General features: G+C 31.8%; 25 protein-coding genes and 2 pseudogenes. All 27 read left to right on the forward strand.

All coding sequences use genetic code 11. From position 1 onward, the window contains the following. A pseudogene (locus F9B91_RS09160) lies at positions 1-268 on the forward strand (peptidylprolyl isomerase); the annotation flags it as partial. A gap of 9 nt (positions 269-277) precedes the next feature. Next, positions 278-1,363: a toprim domain-containing protein gene (locus F9B91_RS09165; RefSeq protein WP_150923100.1), complete on the forward strand. Its 1,086-nt coding sequence runs from the start codon at positions 278-280 to the stop codon at positions 1,361-1,363. A 50-nt stretch (positions 1,364-1,413) separates the two neighbouring features. Then, the gene (locus F9B91_RS09170) at positions 1,414-1,647 is read left to right on the forward strand and encodes a DUF5965 family protein (RefSeq protein WP_002933293.1); all 234 of its coding nucleotides are present in this window, start codon (positions 1,414-1,416) and stop codon (positions 1,645-1,647) included. Beyond that, the gene (locus F9B91_RS09175) at positions 1,644-2,027 is read left to right on the forward strand and encodes a DUF5945 family protein (RefSeq protein WP_002933294.1); all 384 of its coding nucleotides are present in this window, start codon (positions 1,644-1,646) and stop codon (positions 2,025-2,027) included. Before F9B91_RS09170 ends, F9B91_RS09175 begins: the two co-directional genes overlap by 4 nt. A 37-nt stretch (positions 2,028-2,064) precedes the next feature. Continuing rightward, a complete protein-coding gene (locus F9B91_RS09180) occupies positions 2,065-2,340 on the forward strand; it encodes a hypothetical protein (RefSeq protein WP_150923102.1) in 276 nt (91 codons plus the stop codon). 5 nt (positions 2,341-2,345) lie between these two features. Beyond that, positions 2,346-2,909, forward strand: coding sequence for a DUF3990 domain-containing protein (locus F9B91_RS09185; protein ID WP_225306597.1), 564 nt, complete (start codon positions 2,346-2,348; stop codon positions 2,907-2,909). 374 nt (positions 2,910-3,283) lie between these two features. Next, entirely contained in the window at positions 3,284-3,472 is a 189-nt protein-coding gene (locus F9B91_RS09190) for a hypothetical protein (RefSeq protein ID WP_031233184.1), read from the forward strand. 32 nt (positions 3,473-3,504) lie between these two features. Next, a complete protein-coding gene (locus F9B91_RS09195) occupies positions 3,505-4,092 on the forward strand; it encodes an ATP-binding cassette domain-containing protein (protein ID WP_125417178.1) in 588 nt (195 codons plus the stop codon). 3 nt (positions 4,093-4,095) lie between these two features. Continuing rightward, complete coding sequence (locus F9B91_RS09200; RefSeq protein WP_125417177.1) at positions 4,096-5,280, forward strand: hypothetical protein; 1,185 nt, start codon at positions 4,096-4,098, stop codon at positions 5,278-5,280. A gap of 210 nt (positions 5,281-5,490) precedes the next feature. Further along, positions 5,491-5,736, forward strand: coding sequence for a hypothetical protein (locus tag F9B91_RS09205; RefSeq protein ID WP_150923104.1), 246 nt, complete (start codon positions 5,491-5,493; stop codon positions 5,734-5,736). A gap of 130 nt (positions 5,737-5,866) precedes the next feature. Then, on the forward strand, positions 5,867-6,343 hold the full coding sequence (gene pezA, locus F9B91_RS09210) for a type II toxin-antitoxin system antitoxin PezA (protein WP_150923106.1): 477 nt from the start codon (positions 5,867-5,869) through the stop codon (positions 6,341-6,343). Further along, positions 6,343-7,098: a type II toxin-antitoxin system toxin PezT gene (gene pezT / locus F9B91_RS09215; RefSeq protein WP_150923107.1), complete on the forward strand. Its 756-nt coding sequence runs from the start codon at positions 6,343-6,345 to the stop codon at positions 7,096-7,098. The genes pezA and pezT overlap by 1 nt, the downstream gene beginning before the upstream one ends. Positions 7,099-7,161: 63 nt before the next feature. After that, positions 7,162-8,568 (forward strand): ABC-three component system protein, encoded by a 1,407-nt coding sequence (locus F9B91_RS09220; RefSeq protein WP_150923109.1) that lies wholly within the window; start codon positions 7,162-7,164, stop codon positions 8,566-8,568. A gap of 1 nt (position 8,569) precedes the next feature. Then, positions 8,570-9,265, forward strand: coding sequence for an ABC-three component system middle component 1 (locus F9B91_RS09225; protein WP_054421529.1), 696 nt, complete (start codon positions 8,570-8,572; stop codon positions 9,263-9,265). Beyond that, positions 9,262-11,904, forward strand: a complete 2,643-nt coding sequence (locus F9B91_RS09230) for an AAA family ATPase (protein ID WP_125415641.1) — start codon at positions 9,262-9,264, stop codon at positions 11,902-11,904. The genes F9B91_RS09225 and F9B91_RS09230 overlap by 4 nt, the downstream gene beginning before the upstream one ends. A 379-nt stretch (positions 11,905-12,283) precedes the next feature. Beyond that, complete coding sequence (locus F9B91_RS09235) at positions 12,284-12,643, forward strand: SAG1252 family conjugative relaxosome accessory protein (RefSeq protein ID WP_150923111.1); 360 nt, start codon at positions 12,284-12,286, stop codon at positions 12,641-12,643. A 9-nt stretch (positions 12,644-12,652) separates the two neighbouring features. Further along, positions 12,653-13,018, forward strand: a complete 366-nt coding sequence (gene mobC / locus F9B91_RS09240; protein WP_000263039.1) for a plasmid mobilization relaxosome protein MobC — start codon at positions 12,653-12,655, stop codon at positions 13,016-13,018. After that, complete coding sequence (locus F9B91_RS09245; protein WP_150923113.1) at positions 13,005-14,870, forward strand: SAG1250 family conjugative relaxase; 1,866 nt, start codon at positions 13,005-13,007, stop codon at positions 14,868-14,870. Before mobC ends, F9B91_RS09245 begins: the two co-directional genes overlap by 14 nt. Before the next feature lie 46 nt (positions 14,871-14,916). Continuing rightward, positions 14,917-15,297 carry a hypothetical protein gene (locus tag F9B91_RS09250; protein ID WP_225306600.1) on the forward strand — a complete coding sequence of 127 codons (381 nt, stop codon included), beginning with the start codon at positions 14,917-14,919 and terminating at the stop codon, positions 15,295-15,297. A 19-nt stretch (positions 15,298-15,316) separates the two neighbouring features. Beyond that, a pseudogene (locus F9B91_RS09255) lies at positions 15,317-15,673 on the forward strand (transposase); the annotation flags it as partial. Positions 15,674-16,323: 650 nt separating this feature from the next. Then, on the forward strand, positions 16,324-16,635 hold the full coding sequence (locus tag F9B91_RS09260) for a hypothetical protein (protein ID WP_150923116.1): 312 nt from the start codon (positions 16,324-16,326) through the stop codon (positions 16,633-16,635). Positions 16,636-16,781: 146 nt separating this feature from the next. Then, positions 16,782-17,273 (forward strand): hypothetical protein, encoded by a 492-nt coding sequence (locus F9B91_RS09265; protein WP_150923117.1) that lies wholly within the window; start codon positions 16,782-16,784, stop codon positions 17,271-17,273. Positions 17,274-19,067: 1,794 nt separating this feature from the next. Next, positions 19,068-19,730, forward strand: a complete 663-nt coding sequence (locus tag F9B91_RS09270) for an ATP-binding cassette domain-containing protein (protein WP_150923119.1) — start codon at positions 19,068-19,070, stop codon at positions 19,728-19,730. Positions 19,731-19,733: 3 nt separating this feature from the next. Then, positions 19,734-20,042 (forward strand): hypothetical protein, encoded by a 309-nt coding sequence (locus F9B91_RS09275; protein WP_150923121.1) that lies wholly within the window; start codon positions 19,734-19,736, stop codon positions 20,040-20,042. 120 nt (positions 20,043-20,162) lie between these two features. Then, entirely contained in the window at positions 20,163-20,369 is a 207-nt protein-coding gene (locus tag F9B91_RS09280) for a biotin/lipoyl-binding protein (protein ID WP_150923124.1), read from the forward strand. Positions 20,370-20,592: 223 nt separating this feature from the next. After that, positions 20,593-21,309 carry an IS110 family transposase gene (locus tag F9B91_RS09285; protein WP_150923126.1) on the forward strand — a complete coding sequence of 239 codons (717 nt, stop codon included), beginning with the start codon at positions 20,593-20,595 and terminating at the stop codon, positions 21,307-21,309. Continuing rightward, positions 21,272-21,715 carry a transposase gene (locus F9B91_RS09290; RefSeq protein ID WP_150923127.1) on the forward strand — a complete coding sequence of 148 codons (444 nt, stop codon included), beginning with the start codon at positions 21,272-21,274 and terminating at the stop codon, positions 21,713-21,715. The genes F9B91_RS09285 and F9B91_RS09290 overlap by 38 nt, the downstream gene beginning before the upstream one ends. Positions 21,716-21,735 lie beyond the last annotated feature (20 nt).

Raw genomic sequence — 21,735 nt, forward strand, 5'->3', positions numbered from 1 at the left:
CTTTGTCAATCAGACTACGAATCAAGCCATTGCCATGGTCTCTTATAATGTAACCTATGTATCTGATTTAAAGAATGCCAATCAATCAAAGACCAATCAGACAGAAACCAGAACGGTTAAGTTATCCTATTCTAAACTACCAGGTAAGTTATTGGTCAATCAAGTGCAGGTTTGGAAATCTGGGTTAGATGATTTAGATAAGGCAACTCCCAAAACTTTAGAAGAATCATCATCAATACCATCACTGCCAAATACTACGACAAAATGATGATATTGCATGGAAATAGAAGAATGTAAGCAAATTTCAATTCTTGATGTAGCCAATCGTTTAGGTATCTCCTTTAAACAAGTTTCGAGCAGTGTCTATGAACATCATGAACATGATTCATTTCGGATTTTTTCAACTACCAATACTTTTAAATGGTTTTCAAGAGATATTCAAGGTGATGTCATTGATTTTGTTCGACTTGTTAAGGGAATTTCCTTTAAAGAAGCTCTAGCCTTTCTTTCTGAAGAACCTTTTCAAAAAGAAGCTGTTCAAGAAAAAAGAGAGAGACCATTTTATTATCCTTTAAAGAGAGTAGAAGATTCTAACTGTAGTCTGGCTAGATATTATTTAACAGAATGTAGAGGAATCTCAGAAGAAATCGTAAAAAAGATGATTCAACAAGGATTGATGGCACAAGCCAGTTGGAAAACAAATGAAACAGTTGAACCTGTTATTGTTTTTAAAAGCTTTGATCATCGTCACAAACTGCAGGCAGCAAGTCTACAAGGGATTTATAAGAATCCCGCTCTTTCTAGAGAGAGGTTAAAAACGATTCTAAAAGGAAGCCATGGACACGTTGGAATATCCTTTGATATTGGTAAACCAAATAGACTGGTCTTTTGTGAATCGTTTATCGACTTGATGAGCTATTACGAACTTCATCAACAAAGTCTAACTGATGTTCGTTTGGTATCTATGGAGGGATTAAAAAGGTCTGTTGTTGCTTATCAAACTTTACGACTGATAGCTGAAGAAAATCAGAAATTGGAATTTTTAGATACAGTAATACCTTCAAAGTTACTGCCTTTAATCAATACAATTCGTGATACCACCAGCTATTTTGATAATCATCCTGACTTATTGACACTGGCAGTAGATTGTGATGATGCAGGTAAAGATTTTTCTGATAAGTTATCTCAATCAGGATTTCCTGTCTTACTGGATTTACCTGATAATGAATCTGGGAAAGAAAAAAGAGACTGGAACGATACTCTTCGAGAAAAGAAATCAGATTTACAATTGATGATCGAGACTGCAAAAGAGACATTTGGAAATCCACCAGTAAGACAAACCTCTCAATGTTTAGAATTGTGATAACAAAATCAAGATGTTTTAGCTAATATTAGAATGAAGGAGGATCGTATATGACCATTATTGAACGCTTAGAAGAAAAGGTCACTAGGCAAGAAAGTAAGGTAGCAAGAGAGTCAGAAAAACTAGCTGCTTACAAAGAACAACTGGAGACAGCGATGTTTGCGACGTTCAAAAGGCGTCAAAGTATTAGTCACATGAGTTTTGAAGAAGCTCTTGACCATGCCTTTGGTAAAGAAAGACAATTCGATGATTCTGAATTTAGAAAGGATGAAATGAGTGAATGACAAAAGATTGGAATTTTAATCAACCATTAGAAAGTAAATCAGAAAATCAAGAAGATCCAGATAAAATTGCGGCCTTATTTGGAAATCATCAAGGAGGTAATGATGTAAATTATGAAGCAGCTTTTCAAAAGAGAAAACAAGCACCTGTGACGGAATCAAATTCTAGTTCTAAACCCAAAGTTACAGAGGTTAGAACAGGAAAAGAGACAGATATCACTACAAGTTATCAGCAACATCTTAAACGACTGATTGCGGATAACAATAGTGATATTCAAAGTAGTCAAAAGAAAATTGAAGAGCTACATACGTTGATTGACACAAAGAATAAAGACAATAAGAAATTGCAGTCCATTTATGATGCGATTTCGGAATTACACTAAGCAGTCCTGATAGGCTGCTTTTTTTGAGAGGTTATAGATGTTTACAACATTTTTTAAGAAAAACCAAGACAATGGTGATGTATTTAAGAAGCTAATTCATCGACTATCTGATATGTCTGTCCAAGATCTTAAAAAAATAGACCGACTGCTAGATATCATTTTCACTCAAGATCAAGGATCAGAACAACTAAAAACAGAAGCAACTTATAGAGAAGAAACTTTGGACGACACATTAAAGGAAGCTAAAAATCAACTTCATAAGGAACAATTGGAGAAGAATTTAGAGAGATTTAGGAAAGACGGAAGGAAGTAAATGTTTTGGAGTTGACTACCAAGCAGGAAAAGCAACTAGGTCAGACGCAGTGGTTTCATGCTACATTATTGAGACATTTAGAATCCTTGAAAAAAGGAATCGATGTTAAATTTAATTTAGGAAGTGAGCTAGACTTTGGACCTGGTTTCTATATCACGCCTGACTTTGAACAAGCTAGAAAATTTATTAACAAGCAAGTTGAAGTATTAAATCGAAGCACCTCTAATAATAATATTTTTGACTCTGAAGAAGAAGTAGGTATTATAGTAGAATTTCGTATTTCAAATTTTATAGAAATTTTTAAGAGCACTGACTATCATTGTCACTATTTTTCAAAATATAAAAAGTCAGAGTCAGATTTAGATTTTGCGGAATTTGTAATTCAAAATCGGGAGAATCCAGATGAATTACAACATCATTTTGATTTTATCTATGGTGTTCAGACTGATGACAATCCACCCCAAGTTTTAGCTCATTTTCGTCAGAATGAAATTACAAAAGAAGAAATGCTTGATGAGTTTAGAAAACCGGTAACTTCTAAAACTAACTTCCAGTTTCCCACAACATAGCTTTTAGTATGAGAAAAACGCGTGAAATCAGTGGAAATTCGTCTTAGACTAACTTCCACTAGTTTTCTTTTTCTTGATATATAAGGGTTCAAAAGCGAAAAGACTTAGAAAAAAGTGCACGACAAATAGCTCTAAAACAGAGTCGTCTTAGAGTAAATTCCAGTTGCTAGCGTTTAGTGTAAGATTTTTCGGATCAAAAAAATTATTACATAACAAATAAAAAAACTATTGCATAACAGAGAAAAAAATGATATAATTAAAGCGCTTTCAAAAGTAAATATATTAGTGAGGTGAAAACCATGAAAAAATCAGCAAAAGTTGTTTTATTAGCTAGTTTGTTATCACTTGGTCTTTTTCAGTCCAGTGTATCTGCTGTGACAGTCACTAAAAGTTACAGGTATGATTGGAATACGGTTTGGGAATATAGTACCAACTATCACGACCATCAATATGCTTGGATTCCGTCATGGTCTCGTTATGACAGCTATTCAGAGTATAAAGTTGATTCTGGCTGGAATTACGATCGTTATGAGGTCATAAACTACTATACTGGAGGATATTAATAGTTAAACGTTTAGAAGAAGGAGAGTTTGATATGTTAAGGCTTACTCATGTTACCCTAAAAACGCGACAAGTCATCTTGCAAGATGCGGATTTCACCTTTAAAAAGGGTAGGATTTATGGTCTTCTTGCTATCAATGGCTCTGGAAAGACGACCCTGTTCCGCGCCATTAGCAACTTAATTCCTATAAGTAGTGGAAATATTGTAGCTCCTCCTTCTTTCTTTTATTATGAGAGCGTTGAATGGCTGGATGGAAACTTAAGTGGGATGGACTATCTTCGCCTTATAAAAAATATCTGGAAGTCAGATCTAAACTTGAGGGATGAAATCGCCTACTGGGAAATGTCTGACTATATCAGTCTTCCCATTCGCAAGTATTCCTTAGGGATGAAGCAACGCTTGGTGATTGCCATGTATTTTCTCAGTCATGCGAAATGCTGGCTCATGGATGAGATTACAAATGGCTTAGATGAGTATTATCGACAGAAGTTTTTTGATAGGCTGGCACAAATTGATAGACAAGAGCAGCTGGTTCTTTTGAGTTCCCACTATAAGGAAGAGTTGGTTGACGTCTGCGATAGAATAGTAACCATTCATCAGGGAAAGATAGAAGAGGTTTAGTTTATGAAAGATGTTGGTCTATTTTTATTAAAAAAAGTTTTCAAAAGTCGCTTAAACTGGATTATCTTAGCTTTATTTGTATCTGTACTCGGTGTTACCTTTTATTTCAATAGTCGGACTGCAAACTCAGTCAGCTTGGAGAGTCGGTTGGATACTCATCTTGTAGCAAATGAGAGAGCTATCAATAAAAATGAAGAGAAACTCTCTCAAATGTCTGACACCAGCTCGGAGGAATACCAGTTTGTTAAAGAAAATTTAGACTTGCAAAAAAATCTTTTGACTCAAAAGAAAGAAATTCTAGCTTTGTTAAAAGAAGGACGCTGGAAAGAAGCCTACTATTTGCAGTGGCAAGCTGAAGAAAAGAGTTATGAAATTGTATCGAAGGAACCAACTTCTAGCTCTGACTTAAAAATGGCGGTTGACCGTGAACGGAAGATTTACCAAGCCCTATATCCCTTGAACATAAAAGCGCACAATTTAGATTATCCGACTCACGGGATTGATCAGATTGTCTGGATTTTAAAGGCTATCATCCCAACCTTGTTTGTGATTGCTATTATTTTTATGCTAACGCAACTATTTGCAGAAAGATATCAAAATCATCTGGACACAGCTCAGTTATATCCTTTTTCAAAAGTGGCATTTGCCATGTCCTCTCTTGGAGTTGGAGTGGGCTATGTAACTGTGCTGTTTATCGGAATCAGTGGATTTTCTTTTCTAGTGGGAAGTCTGATAAGTGGTTTTGGACAGTTAGATTATCCCTACCCGATATATAGCTTAACAAATCAAGAAGTAACTATTGGGAAAATACAAGATGTGTTATTTCCTAGCTTGTTACTAGCTTTCTTAGCTTTTATCATCATTGTGGAAGTTGTGTATTTGATTGCTTACTTTTTCAAGCAAAAAATGCCTGTCCTCTTTCTTTCACTCATTGGAATTGTTGGCTTATTGTTTGGCATTCAAACAATTCAGCCTCTTCAAAGAATTGCACATCTGATTCCCTTTACTTACTTGCGTTCAGTGGAGATTTTATCTGGAAGATTACCTAAGCAAATTGATAATGTCAATCTGAATTGGAGCATGGGGATGGTCTTACTTCCTTGCCTGATTATCCTTTTGTTAGTGGGAATTCTATTTATCGAAAGATGGGGAAGTTCACAGAAAAAAGAATTTTTTAATAGATCCTAGCTTTCCTATAGGGAAAATAAGTAAAAACTAACATAGAGAGGGAATCAACTTGATTCTCTCTTTTTGATTCGAAAACCAAGCCAAAATACAAACACAAACTTTTCAAAAAAAGTTTAGAAAACCCTATTCTTTTAAACAATTATCCACTCACAACCAATCTTTTAAAATAGAGAAGATTTATCAATCAAAAACAGGAGAGGAGTTACAAAAATGGCAGTAGTATCATTGGAAAATAATATTAAACTATATAGTTCAGAATTATTTCAAGCACTATTAAAAGCCTCTAATTATAAATTGGATGAGCGTATTGCTCAGACTGTTGCAGAAGGCTATGCTCGTAATCTAGATTATTCTGATCCTGAACTGATGTATGTTGGTGTAACTTCTGTTGCTAATAATCTGCTTACAAAAATTAAACAAGAGTATTTTAATGTAATTTTGAGAAAAGCCACCTAAAAAGGAATAACTCTTTAGGTGGCTTTTATAGAAGTAAAGTTTAGATAGAAAAACAAGAAATAACGCACCAATTTTGGTGCGTTCTGCTTTTTTATGCTATAATGGATTTAGAAAAATAAAGGAGTTTGCCATGATTGGAAAGAACATAAAATCCTTACGTAAAACACATGACTTAACACAAACCGAATTTGCACGGATTGTAGGTATTTCACGAAATAGTCTTAGTCGTTATGAAAATGGAACGAGTTCAGTCTCTACCGAATTAATAGACATCATTTGTCAGAAGTTTAATGTATCTTATGTCGATATTGTAGGAGAAGACAAAATGCTCAATCCTGTTGAAGATTATGAATTGACCTTAAAAATTGAAATTGTGAAAGAAAGAGGTGCTAATCTACTATCTCGACTCTATCGTTATCAAGATAGTCAGGGGATTAGCATTGATGATGAATCTAATCCTTGGATTTTAATGAGTGATGATCTATCTGACTTGATTCATACGAATATCTATTTAGTAGATACTTTTGATGAAATAGAGAGATATAGTGGCTATTTGGATGGAATTGAACGTATGTTAGAGATATCTGAAAAACGGATGGTAGCCTAATGGGAATCCAAGATTATACTGATAGTGAATTCAAACAGGCTTTAGCGCGGAACGTTCGCTCACTGACAAGAGGAAAAAAATCCAGTAAGCAACCTATAGCAATTTTGCTCGGAGGGCAAAGTGGTGCTGGTAAGACTACAGTTCATCGTATCAAACAGAAAGAATTTCAAGGAAATATTGTTATCATAGATGGCGATAGTTTTCGTTCTCAGCATCCACACTATTTAGAACTGCAACAAGAATATGGCAAAGATAGTGTAGAATATACCAAAGATTTTGCAGGCAAAATGGTAGAGTCTTTAGTAACCGAATTGAGTAATTTGGGATACAATCTTTTGATAGAGGGAACTTTACGAACAATTGATGTTCCAAAGAAAACAGCACAACTATTGAAAAACAAAGGATATAAAGTACAATTAGCCTTGATTGCGACAAAGCCTAAGCTATCCTATCTGAGCACCCTTATCCGATATGAAGAATTGTACGCTATTAATCCAAATCAAGCACGCGCAACTCCAAAAGAATATCATGCTCTGATAGTGAACAATCTAGTTGAGAATACACGACAATTGGAAGAACTGGTTATCTTTGAAAGAATTCAAATTTATCAACGAGATAGAAGTTGTTTATATGATTCAAAAGAAAATACAATTTCAGCAGCAGATGTTCTTCAAGAGTTACTGTTTGGGGAGTGGAGTCAGGTAGAGAAAGAGATGTTGAAGGTGGGGGAAAAGAAGTTAAAAAGTTACAAGTAAGCATGAACTTTTAATATATGAGTTAAATTTTATCAATTTTTAAAGAATAACAGGAGGTTAAAATTGTCTAGCTCTAGTGTTGAACAGAATAGAAACGCTACTCCTAGCTGGAGTGGATATATCCATCAAGGGAAAGTAGGATTTTTAGTAGCGTTAAGACAATTGAAAAAATGTATTGATGATAAGGTGCCTAATTACGAGAATTATGTGATTAGATATGAAAATGATGAAGATTTTGATATTGTTGATAACAACGACAAAGTTATATCTAGGCATCAAGTAAAGGCATACATAGATGGTACATCAAGGGAACAATATTCAACTCTTTTTAAGATACAAACAAGAAAATATTGTGAGGTTGAGGATAAGAGAAGTAATCAAAAGATTTGGAAAGAAATAATTGATGAGGAAGGATTTCAAATCCATCAATTTGATGGGCAAGGACACATACTAGCTGTAGAAGTTAGTCCTGATTCAAGATACTTACACGTTATTGTAGCAATAACAGATTTCAATTTATCTCGGTATGAATATTTAAAGAAAGACGGTCGCAGAAAAAAATATACTGATAATAATTCATGTATTCAACTATATCCATACAATAAAGAAAACGAGCTTTATCATTGTCCACTTTCTCAGGATGATAAAAATGATACAATTAGAGATTATTGTAAAGCTGAAATTAAAGAAATTTTAAAGATAGAAAAAAATCCTTTAGAAGAGAATAGTTCTCATCTTGAACAAGTATATCATAGATATATTGGATCGTTATTGGATCATAGTATCGGAAAAGCACACAGTGAATCTGGTTTTCCAGAAATATCCTTTGGAGAGATAATTGCTATTCTTGAAGAAGAAATGCCTAAAGATGAAGTATATAAAATGAAGAATACTTTGACTTATAGTTGGGAAAAATATCATCGAGATTCTGTAGGCGATATTTCTGAGGATGATTTTAAACTGATGGACAATATAATCAATCAATTATTGTCTATGTCTAAAGAAGATTTTTATGAGTTTGTAAGAATGGTTTTACCTCATGAAAAGTCGGATGAGGATTTTGCAGAAATATTTAATATTACTCTCTTAGAAAAAATATTCTATTCGTTGATAAAAGATGTTAGAAAATTCTCGTTTAAACATTATAGTTTCTTAGATGAAGTTGAAAAAAGTTATAGATTCTCCTTAATTGATATTGAAGAATCCCCTGGTCGTATTGCAAGGGTAATTAAAAATATTATTGATAATTCAGAATTTTTAAAAGCCACTTTTAATCATGATTTTCTTATTAATAGGGATATAGATGGTATTCCGTTTGGAGTAAGAATAGATGAATTTGATAGTATGTCAGATAATAGATATAAAGATGAATGGAATACAGGAGTGCAACATAATATTTTTAAACCGAATATGGAATTCATTGGTATTAAGAAAGTAAAAGCAAAGAATTTGACTGTGCCGGAGGACTAATATGAGAGACATCGTTATAAAATTTTTACAAAATAACCATTTTAACCAGTTGGATACAGAATTTGATTTCTATACTAACTCACAAAACTCAGAGTATTTTATTGTTAGTCAATATAGTTCTAATGAGCTACATAATTTTTTTGATGATGATAAGACTTCACAAGTAATAAAAGAGTTTGAGAGACTATCTTTGAAATCAGAACACGAGAATATTAAGAAAAATACCTCTCTGTTTATTTTAGTAGAAGTTGATAATTTAAAAGAAGCATTTGAAGATGAAAAACTCCAACGCTCAATATTGTTAATTGAAGAGGACTATTACTATTTTAGAAAGTTCATTTTATTATACACTCAAAATGGGTTATCGGATTTACGAGATAAAGAGACTAATGAAATGCTCTATACTTATTTAAATGCTAATATTAATATTTTTGAAATAGATATGTTTTTTAGCGAGTCATATTTTATAGCGATGGAAATTGGAGTAAAACTACCATTTTTCACACTCCCTAAAAGAAATGATATTTATAAAAGTATAGAAAATCAGTATCAGAACGATAAGGATAAATTAGATAATAGAATATTGGAGTTTTATTCTAAGGTCACTGACGAGAAATTATCAAAATCACTAAAAGATATTTCTACTGATGATAAAATTATTTCTGAATTGCTACAAATAGGAGAATTATTACAATGAAAATCAAAAAAATATTAATAAAAAACTTTAAAAATATAAAGGAAAGAATTATTGATTTTCAAGAGAATGTAACTTTGTTTGTTGGACCAAATGGATTTGGAAAAACTACAATTTTTGACGCAATAGAGTTATCATTGACTGGGAAGATTCGTCGAATTGAAGAGTCCGATTATAGTGACGGTAGAAGTAGTTTTAGTGCTCCATATTTTCAAAATAATCCTAATGAAAATACATTCATTGAGCTTATGTTGACAAATGATGAGGGGAATTCTTTGATAGTATCTAGTCTCTATAAGAGTAGTATGAATACTGAGGGCAGCAATGTACCAAAGTTTTCATTTTCTAAATTTCAAAGAAGAGTTCGGGTTGGTCCAGGAATCTCATTTCAATCTGATGAAGACTTTGAGGGTTCGAGTGAAAGAGATATACAAAAGGACATTAGTCAGTTTTTAGGATATGAATCAGAAGATTATAGCTTAGGTGATACTTTTGATTTGTTTAATTATATTCAACAAGATGAAACAGCTTATTATTTGAAGCAAAAGGAAAAAGATAGAAAGGAACAATTGAATTTTCTGTTAAATATTGGAAACTATGTTAATAGGAAAAATAGATTAGAGCGTTTAAGAAGTACTTTATCCTCTACTGAAAAGGAACTAAGAGCAAAAAAGGGTAAACTAAAAAATTCCCCAATTAAGTACAACACCCTATATTCGAAATTATCTCTTAGAGAAGATACTGACTTTGCTTTTAACAATAAGTCGATTGTTTTTGATGATGAATTGTCAAATGAAAGTTTAAATATATATCTATCAGAAATTGAGAAATTACAAGAATTTCGGGATTCATTTTCTCCAAAGGATTACTTTCTTAGGAAACAAAGTGAGCAATTTGAGCGAGATGTGTTGGAAGATAAAGATTTTATTTGCTACTTAATAATTAGAAAAATCTTTGAAAATCAGGAAAATATAGAGTCTATTAAACAAAATCATAGTTTAATTTCAAATGAAAAAAATTACTCATATTTTTTGCTTAAAAACTATATTGAACAACTGGAATCGTTGGAAAATGATAGTAGAATATTTAAACGTGGAAAAATTCTAAAGAGTTTGCTTGATGTCGAAATTGATAAACTTAATATAGAGTTAATTAAGAATTCTTTAAATGGCTTTGTAGATTGGGAATTTGGTAAAGTATGGTTTGAAATGTTTGATTCCAAGTTAACAAACTACAAGAATAAAAAAGAGCAGTTGGATGATGGAACAGATTCGATTAACAAACTACTCGAGATAAGAAGCCGTCTAAAAGAACATAGTGATAATAACCATTCAGAATGTGTATTTTGTGGTTATGATTGGATTGAAAGCAAGAATTTACTGCTTGCTTACGAAGAAACAACGAATCAACTGCGTAAAAATTTGACTAATTTTGAAATAGAAGTTTCAAATTTGGTTGAAGAATTAAATCAATTAAAAATGGAATTACAGAATCAGATCCAAATGGAGCAAGAGAAACTTTTTGTTATTCCTGATGATTTTTTGATGGCGATACGATCAATAAGTAATTATGATTTTCCTGAGTCTTTTAGCAACTTGGTTGTAATGAATTCAGAGATGACGCCTATGTTAGTTTATGAGAATGCTTCGCTACAAAAGTTTGAGTTTTTGAAAAAAGAGTTAATAAGTTTATTGCAAGAAAAACAGTTGATTCCAAATGAAGTCTATGATACTTTTCTTAGAGTAGTAAGTAAGAGAGTAGATTTTGAAAAACTTTTAGAAAAATATTCTATTTTAGATGGAGAATCAATAAGGGAATTTGGAATTTCTTTTGGACTCTTACCCATTTCCTTACATAAATTTGAAGAGAACAAAGACGGGTTATTAGTATTTTTAGAGGAGCTTAGATCACAAATAGTATTTGATAATTCTAAAAGTTCAGATTTACAAAATCTGTTTGATAAATACTTTGAATCTAATGAAAAAATTTTTGAGGACTGTACTATAGAAAGTATCAATCAAAAGAGAGAATATATTATTAACCAGTTTGAATTACAAAATTTAACGATGTTTCACCAAATTGAGAAACGTCTTCAAATCATTGAACAAACGATTACATATCTTCAGAATCGTGTTAGGGAATTAAATAATAATATAAATTCTTACCAAGAACAGATGATTCAAAAGTTGAAGCTTCCCTTCTATATGTACACTGCTAAAATTTTACAAAATTACCAACAAGGAATGGGAGTTCTACTAACAACTCAAAATAATTCTAATATCAGGTTTATAGCAAATAGTAATAGTGAGCAGGATGTGATGTATCAATTGAGTTCCGGACAAGTAGCTGTTATTTCATTTGCTTTCACTTTGGCACTAAATACTACATTTAAGATTTCAAAAGAGTTCAAATTTTTATCAATTGATGATCCGATTCAAGATATGGATTCTATGAATGTATATGCTCTAATTGATTTAATAAGACATTCATTATCAGACTACCAAATTATTATGTCTACACATAATGATGGCAGTGCTATGTTTATAAAATATAAATTTGAATTATTTTCAGACTCTGAAATATCCAATGTAGAACTAAAGAATATTAAGAGCATCTTATTACTGGATGATACCAGCTATTAATGGACAGTAAGTTAATAAATTTAGAGGAATTAACTATATAAGAAATATCTGAGAGCTTCGGCTCTCTTTTTCATATTCTCTTTTAAACAGTGTGATACCTTTTTCAAATCTTCCTTGTTATCCTTATATCATTCCTAAGAAAATCAGGTCTTGATGTTTCACTGGGGGGTTGGGGGCGGAGCCACCACGTTATCTTATCGTTGACTGTCAAAACTGGAATGTTTTGGTCGGTTGGCGATATGATTTTTGGGATATTGTGGACACAATATCTGAGCTCGCAAAGACCGAACAAGAACCAAGTGAGGTCTTTAGGAAGCGTACTGACAATGTGAGGTAGACTTACACTGTCAGACAAGTAGAATATTGAAGGGATATCAGAATGGGACAAGAAATTAAGTCAATCCGAAAGCAATTTAGAATTACGAGACAAGAAGAAAAACAGATAAAAGAAATGATGAGGGAACAAAAAGTGGATAGTTTCTCAGAATTTCTTCGTCAAAATTTATTGGAAAAGAATTATCAGGATAGAATTTTTGAAAGTTGGTTCTCCCTTTGGCAGTCTCAAAAGTTTGAACAGATTAGTCGAGATGTGTATGAAGTTCTGGTTGTCGCAAGAGAAAATCATCAAGTGACTCAAGAGCACGTCTCCATCTTATTGACTTGCGTTCAAGAATTGATTGCAGAAGTGAATCAAGTGCAGCCACTCAGTCGTGAGTTCCGTGAAAAATATATGGGTTAGGAGGATGTAATGGTTTATCGCTATCGTACCAATCTCAAAAAAGTATTTCTAACTGATCCAGAATTACACCAATTGAATGAACGGATTGCTAAGAGCAATTGTCAAAATTTCTCAGTCTATGCCAGAAAAGTTTTGCTTAATCCCAATATGTCATTTGTCACGATTAACACTGATACTTATGACCAGTTAGTTTTTGAATTGAGACGGATTGGAAATAACATCAATCAAATTGCGCGTGCGATTAATCAAAGCCATCTGATTTCTCAAGACCAATTACAAGAATTGAGTAAAGGAGTCGGAGAGTTAATTAAGGAAGTGGACAAAGAATTTCAAGTGGAGGTGAAAAGACTGAAGGAGTTTCATGGTAGTTACTAAACACTTTGCGACGCACGGGAAAAAATATCGTAGGCGTTTAATTAAGTATATTCTCAACCCTGATAAAACGGACAATTTGAAATTGGTATCTGATTTTGGCATGAGTAATTACTTAGATTTTCCTAGCCATGTAGAAATGGTAGAAATGTACAATGTCAACTTCAGCAATAATGACAAGTTGTACGAATCCAGAAACGACCGACAAGAAAAACACCAACAAACTATTCATGCCCATCATCTCATCCAATCATTTTCTCCTGAAGATAATCTGACACCTGAAGAAATTAACCGAATTGGTTATGAGACCATGATGGAATTGACAGGAGGTCGTTTTAAGTTTATCGTAGCAACCCACACAGACAAAGATCATGTTCATAATCACATCCTAATCAACTCTATTGACCGCAATTCAGATAAAAAGTTGATATGGAACTATGCCTTGGAACGAAATCTCCGTATGATTTCTGACCGTATTTCTAAAGTGGCTGGTGCAAAAATTATTGAGAAACGTTATTCCTATCGAGATTATAAAAAATATAGGGAATCTAGTCATAAGTTTGAATTGAAACAACGTCTTTATTTTTTGCTGCAGCAATCTAAATCGTTTGATGATTTTTTAGAGAAAGCAAGGCAGTTGCATGTTCAGATTGATTTTAGTCAAAAGCATAGCCGTTTTTTGATGACAGATAGAACGATGATAAAACCAATTCGAGGACGCCAACTCAGCAAACGAGATCTATATGATGAAGAATTTTTTAGAACGCATTTTGCTAAGCAAGAGATTGAAAGTCGTTTAGAATTTTTGTTGAACCGTGTCAATTCTTTAGAAGAGTTAAAAACAAAAGTAAAAGAGTTGAATCTAACCATTGACTTAAAACAAAAAAATGTAACTTTTATCCTGGAAGAAGATAATCAAAAGATAAGTTTGGGTCATCAAAAAATAAGTGATAAGAAATTATATGATGTCAAATTTTTTCAAGATTATTTTAAAAATAAGGAAGTCGGTTCTTCAGATGGATTAGAGAATTTACAGGAACAGTACCTTGCTTTCCAAGAAGAGCGAGATAAGGATAAAGTACTCACTGAAGAGATTGAGGAAGTCTTTGAGACATTTAAGGAAAAACGAGATACCATTCATGAATTTGAAGTGGAACTTGCAGAGAACCAAATAGAGGAGCTAGTTGATGAGGGCATTTATATCAAAGTGTCTTTTGGTATTAAGCAGAGTGGTCTCATTTTCATTCCCAATTATCAATTAGATATTCTGGAAGAAGAGAATCAAACAAAATATAAAATCTTTATACGTGAGACAACCTCATACTTTGTATATAACAAAGAACATTCGGATAAGAATCAGTATGTCAAAGGACGAACATTGATAAGACAGCTAACCAACGATAGTCGAGTAATACCATACAGAAGACCTACAGTTAAGAGTCTACAGGAAAAGATTACTGAGATTAACCTCTTCATTGAATTAACTGAAGCAGATAAGAAATACCAAGACATTAAAGACGAGTTAGTAAAAGAAATAGCAGAGATAGATATAAAACTAAATAAAATTGATGAAAAAATCGCCAACTTAAATAAGATGGCGGAAGTGCTTATCAATTTGAAGAGTGAAGATCCAAATAGTCGAAAACTAGCAAGGTATGACTTTTCAAAACTAAATTTAACAGAATCAATTACACTAGAGCAAGTGACTGAAGAAATACGAGTATTACAAGAGGAACTATCTCATTATCTTGATGAGTATGAGGATTTAGCGAGAAGATTAAAAACATTTGTGAGAATGTTGAATATGGATGGAGAAGCAGATCAGAAATTACAGACTAATATTACTATCGAATAGAAGATTCTATAACTGTAGAAAATGCTACATTTCTAGTTCTAAGGTTATGCAATTACATTTACTCATTTGTCAACTGCGTTCTTATAAGCAACATCAGACACAAGTCAAAAATGAAATTCATAATCTCTTACAAAAGGCCAACACTAAATTGACAAGCTATCTTTCCGACATTTTCTCCAAGACAGGACAGTATCTCTTAACTCTCTTTATTAACGAGGAAGTCATTGACTGTGATAACGTGATTCCTTACGTTCATAAGCATGTCAAAGCCAATCCTGAAGAATTAGCTAAAGCTATGAATGGGAAGTTATCACTGGAAGAACGCTTTCTCTTAGATCAGAGCTTAGAAGAACATCGGACGTATCAGGATCTCATTGAAAAATTGACCTGTGAGATTCAGGCTTATATCGAAAAGGAGTTTCCCTGAATAAAATAGATTCCTTCAAACAATTCCTGGTGTGAGCGAGGCATGTGTAGCCACTGTTTTAGCCTTGATTGGAGATGCCTTTGAAACAGATGGACACTTAGCTTCTTGGGCGGGACTTTGTCCTGGTTCTTACGAAAGTGCGGGCATTAAAAAATCTTCACATATTACACAAGGAAATCGCTACAATAAACATGCCCTAACCATGGCAGGCATGATTGCAGGACACTCCAAGAATCCAGATTATAATAGAATTTCACAAAGAGGAAGCAAGATGAAGTCTGTCATTGCTTGTGCTCATAAGATAATCAGAATCATTTGCAAGTTGCTCTCAACATACCAAGCCTATCAAAAAGAAAAGGCGTTAGTACTGAGGTAACAGTTCTAACGCCAAAATTTAAAAATTTTCAATTTTAGTATAGCACAGGAAGTATATTTTTTCGTTTTTTTACTGTATTTTTTCAAATAAAAAGAGGGATTCAAGGTTTCCTCTTCAATTTTATAATAAATATTAACAGAATCATTAATAAAAGTATATAAAAAAATGGTTTCTTAACGACAATTGGAGATTGGAAATACAGTATTATTAAAATCAATAAAAATGATAATATAAATGTATAAGAAAAAAAATGTTTCATTAAAACTCCTTTAATACTCTAAAATAGAATAATAAAAAACTGAAAAACTGATTAATTGAAAATGCAAGTGACACAAAATCATATTGTTTACTCCTATAAACTTATTTCACATTATACAGTATATATCAAAATAAATCAAACTAATGTTTATCAATTCATACAAGTTTATAACTTTTGAGTTTATAATATGCTTTTTATTTTAGTTTGAGTAAATCTCAAAGTAAGTTATGGGCTCCAGTCAGACTAGAAGTCATTGTGACAAAACTGCATGCGTAAGACTTGGTACAATGCAAAGTGAGTATTTACAAGGAATCTCAAAAATGTTATAATAGTCATGTTAAGAGAGGCATTCTTAACATCTCAGTAGTTGTAAAGAAAGGAGAAGAATATTATGGACGCTTATAAAAACAGTTTCGATCTCTTTATTCAAAAAAGACAGTTTAATTTTATTGCACCAGTATTAGTATTAATATTTTTGTTCATAACAAATTCAGCATTACTTGCCTCCACTTTGGGTGTTAGTGTTGGTGCTGCAGCTAAAATTGCTTGGTCCGCATATGGAGCATACAAAGCAGGTTCCTCTATAAAAAATGCTATCGCGCCATTTCTGGGATGGGGAGCTTTGGCATGGTTTGCAGCAGACATTATTATTGGATGGGGAGCTGCCCAACTAATTTCGAGTGCTCCTTTGCAAAATTTGTAGAATTTTGCTGAAGTTTGAAATAAAAGAATAATTTCATTTTTCATTTTATATAACTTTATGGCTACTGAGATTTTTACTTGTAATTATGCATTGTGCGAATTGATTAGTGATGCTATTTAATTTAGTATTGCTCTGGGAGGAAATCTATGAATATTTTAACTTCAAAATATTTGTCATATCTATTAATTATTGTGCAAATTAGTATGTTAACTTTTGTTAATTTAACTGCTCCAGAAATTAACAATTTAAATGTTTCTATGAAATATTTCATATTAATATTATCTTTAATATCGAGTATAGTTGGGATATTTTTTTATAGGTTTGTTACCTATATATGTTTGAGGTTATGTGGAATTCAAGATTTAAAGTCAAAAGTTTATTTTAATAATATTATATACTCATCACTAATCATTAATACTTTACAATTTTTTTTATCTGCTAAGCTTTCTATTGATACAAGTAATTTTTGGCTTCGAATCATAAATCCTGGGAATGTTTTAACACTTGTTATGCTGGCTCTCTATTTGAATTTTTTTGAGTCAAAGAAACCAAAGCAAATTAGTTTATTTTTGGGAATTTTAATTTTATTGAATATATTATCTCAGATATTAACGTTTTATATGGGAGTAAGTAAATGATGCAAATTTCATCATTATTTCGAATACTTATTTTTATTAATAAAATAAGATTCGATATGTTTTGTGAAAAATATTCAATTACACGAAATCAACTAATAGAAAACCTCTTTTTTATCTTCTCATTACTTTTAAAATTTGTAGCAGTTAATCTACTATTACTATTTATATCTGTTTTTGTACTCACAGACATTATTCAAATTAAATGGCTCAGCATCGCAGTTATAAATATGTTTATAATCTACTATTACATGTTTCCATTTGTTATTAGTGGGGAAGGTCAAAAATTAGGTTTTTTAAAATATCTAAGAAGCGGGATTTTTACTAGACATGAATATGAAAAATGTATCAAAAGCGTAATTAGTTATTATAGCCTTTCATATTTAACTTTGTTCGAATTAGCTATTTGGTATATTAATTTTGTTACATACAGGATGTATCATCCTAGTTTAGAAAAAATTCTTTTTATTCTGTTCCTGGAGCATCTCTTTTTGTATCTATACTTTAAAGCCCTAAAGAAAAAGGCAGAAATACATTTGTTTAATAATTTAAAATCAAGAGAAATACCAACTCCAATTACTAATATAATATTCCTAACGTTATTCATAAAGTATTCTGGGAATTTTTTTCATAATATTGCCTTCAAATTCGATATATTTTACTTTTTATTATACTTTACATTAATTATACTTATCATATTCTTTTTTGATTTATTACTCTTAAATAATATAAATCTGTATATCAATACTCCAAATAATAATAAATTTGGAGGAAATATTAAGCTTAGTAGGATAATTAACTCTCGTAATGATGTCAGGAAAGATTTTTATTATAGAGAAATTAATCCAAAATTGAATATCGTTGTAATTTGTTGTGTGATATTTAAGTTTTGGAATGTGGAAGTATTTCTAAAAAATGTGATATTTGTAATTATTATAATAATGCTTACTTCTCACTATAATCAGAGATACCTTCTTAATGAAAAATATTTCGATTATTCAGTGTTGATTAATGATACTAGGAAGAACTTATTGTATTTTGTAAAGAAATTATATTTCTACCCTTTTATTTTTGTTACATATTTGTCTTTTATCATTAATGATAATTATTGGTATATTATACTGAATAATTTAATCTTATTAATAAATATGACAATATTAACCACTTTTTATAGATTCCAAATAGACCTACAAATAGAAGATTCTAAGAAATATAAAAATATCGAATTTTTAACATTTATATTATTGCTTTCTGAATTGGTTATAGTCTATATTTTTTGAGTATTGTTATGGAAAAAAAGACGTTTAAAAAAATTATTGCTGCATGTTTCATATTTATTATCCCGTCTATCTTGGTTTATTTATTCTGGCTTTTTAATGGAAAAATTACAAATAACAGTGATTATATTATTGGGTTTTCAAATATTTCTATGATGAAAATCTTTATTAATAACACAATAATTTGTTTGATCATGGTAGTTTCCGGAAAATATTTCAAAGTTTTTTCTAGTATAGTTTTTTTCTACAATGCAGTACTTTTTTCGTTCTATTTTTTAATATCACTTGAGAACTATGGATCTGAGTTTATATTTTACAAACTTATTTATTACGCACCATTTGAAATTTTTGCTATTTCATATTCTTTGGTTTTAAGCAAAAAAATAAATGAAATTAGTAAACAAACGATTCACTTCAATATTTTTATTATTGAGTTGTTTTTGTTAATCGCTGCATGCTTAGAGACATTAGTAATTCATGGAATATTTTAGAAAATGAGCATTTATAAAGGAGAATTCTGATGTACCTTGATTCTATTACAAAAAAATTTGATCTAGAGGTCTTCTGTGACATTACTTTTGAATTTATCGGAGGCAGACGATATGTGATTTTTGGAAAAAACGGTTCTGGAAAGACAACTCTTCTTAACATTATGAACGGAAATATTTTACCAGATTCTGGAAAATTAGATTTTGCGAAATATAACATAATGTTTATAAGAAATAACTCCATTCCTTTTCCTTTTATGTCTGCTATGGATTTCATAGTTCAAAGTTGTGAACTGAAAAATGTCGTTTATGATAAAATAAAAATTTTGAAATTAATTGATGAATTTGGATTGTCTGAACGAGAGGAAGAATTACTTGTTACATATTCCAAAGGAATGCAATATAAGGTACTTTTGATTATTGCTCTATTATCGAATGTTGATATACTCTTGTTAGATGAACCGTTTTCTGAACTTGATATGGTGACACTGAATAAGTTGGACAACTTATTTAAGACATATATGCAAAGTGCAACATTAATATTTACAAGTCACTCAATTGAGATTGCCAATAAAGTTGCTGATGAAATTCTTATATTGTCTAAAAATGAGTTGAAAACAATAGCACATAAAGAGGAATCTGGTAATTTTGGAATAGTGGAAATAGAGTTAATCAGAAAAATGGAGGAGAAGTAACAGATGAATAAATATAAGTTTATTGCCGAGTATATAAGCCCAGAAGTGATAACTTTCAACCCAAGCTTTATAAAGAAAAATACTATAGAACTTGTTTTAGAATCAAATAGATTATTTGTAAGACGATTAGAAAGGGAAAAACACTTGATGTTAATAGATTTAGGGTGGATTTCTCAAGTGAATGTAAATAAAAAGAAGGACTTAATTACATTTAAAATCAGTACTGGAGAGTTTCGGGGAAAATACATAATCTATAATTTTAGCCATCAAAATGGAATCAAAGAACTTGTTAATTTATTAATTAAAGTTTAATTCAAGTTCAAGTATGTGAGGGGAAAAAATGAATTTGAAAAAATAACCAAAAAGAAATTAGTGATAATTTTACTGATAACATTGATTTTGATTGCATCATCTATCCCACTTCTTTTCTTAATGAAAAATAAAGAAACTCATCACGAAGTTGTTACAACTTATGTAGTTCAGAAACAACCACCATTTGTATTTCAAGGTGTAGTAGTACCAAGTAAGACGCAAAAAGAATTTTACGATTCCAATATAAACAAATTGAATAGTGTAAATGTAACTAGTGGTCAAGAGGTTAAAAAAGGAGACATTCTTTTTTCATACAAAAAACTCTAAGCAGGCAGAACCTGCTAACTCATGACAGAAAAAGAAGTTTAGCTTATAATAAAGATGAACAATACAAATCCGTGGTGCTTAATAGGGCTTTTCCTAGTCTGTACAAAAAACTGGATGAACAAGAGTCATGAGATAACTCGAATATGCCTTGAGCATGAAAATAAAATTACTAGTAGCCTCTTGTTTGTTCTATTGTTCAAATAGTTAACAGGAGGTTTTTATAATGGAAGTCATGATTGAAACGTGTTGTGGTATTGATGTCCACCAAAAGTCTATCGTTTGTTGTGTTCTAGATGGTCCACTAGATACCAATAAGCCAAAGAAAATTCAGAAGAAATTTGGGACAACTACTGTAGCTCTTCACAATGCCTTAGCTTGGATATTAGAAAAACATGTCACACATGTCTTTTTTGAAAGTACTGGCCAATATTGGCTCCCTCTCTTTAATATCTTTTCAGATTCTGATCTCGTCTTAGTACTTGCCAATCCTCAACATATCAAGAATGTACCCGGTCGTTGCGGATTGATTGAACCTTCCTATATCCCTGCCCCTGAAGTGATGCAGTTACGTTTACTGACACGTCGCATGCGTTCTTATAAACAACGTCAAACTCAAGTTAAAAATAAAATTCACAATCTCTTACAACGAGCCAATATCAAGCTAACAAGTTATCTTTCTGATATTTTTTCTAAGACAGGGCGATTACTTTTAAAATTATTTATTAACGGAGAAAGCATTAATGTAGAATCTGTTATCCCTTGTATCCAAAAGCGAGTGAAAGCAAGTACAGAAGAACTTGTTGAAGCGATGGAAGTAAAGTTGTCACTAGAAGATCGCTTCCTCTTAGACCAGAGCTTAGAGGAATATCAGATGTATCAGGAACTCATTGAAAAATTGACCGATGAGATTCAACACTACATCGAAAAGGAGTTTCCCTGAGGAAAATAGGATACTTCAAACTATTCCTGGTGTGAATGAAAACTGTGCTGCCACTATTCTAGCTGAGATTGGACCAACTGTTACAGCCTTTCCATCCGATGCACACTTAGCATCATGGGCTGGACTCTGCCCAGGGTCTTATGAAAGTGCTGGCATTAAAAAATCCTCACACATCACGCAAGGAAATCGATATATCAAACAGGCTTTGACCATGTCGGGATTAATTGCATCTCACTCTAAAGACAGCGCGTTTTCATCTATTTATAGCAAAATTTCCCAAAGAGGAAGTAAGATGAAAGCCGTCATTGCTTGCGCACATAAGTTTCTCAGAATCATTTACAAACTACTCTCTACCAAACAGACTTATCAAAAAGAAAAGGCGCTAGGACTGAGGAAACAGTTTTAACGCCCAAACTAAAAAATTTT

The sequence above is a fragment of the Streptococcus mitis genome (assembly GCF_008763935.1).
Classification (GTDB): Bacteria; Bacillota; Bacilli; order Lactobacillales; family Streptococcaceae; genus Streptococcus; species Streptococcus mitis_DB.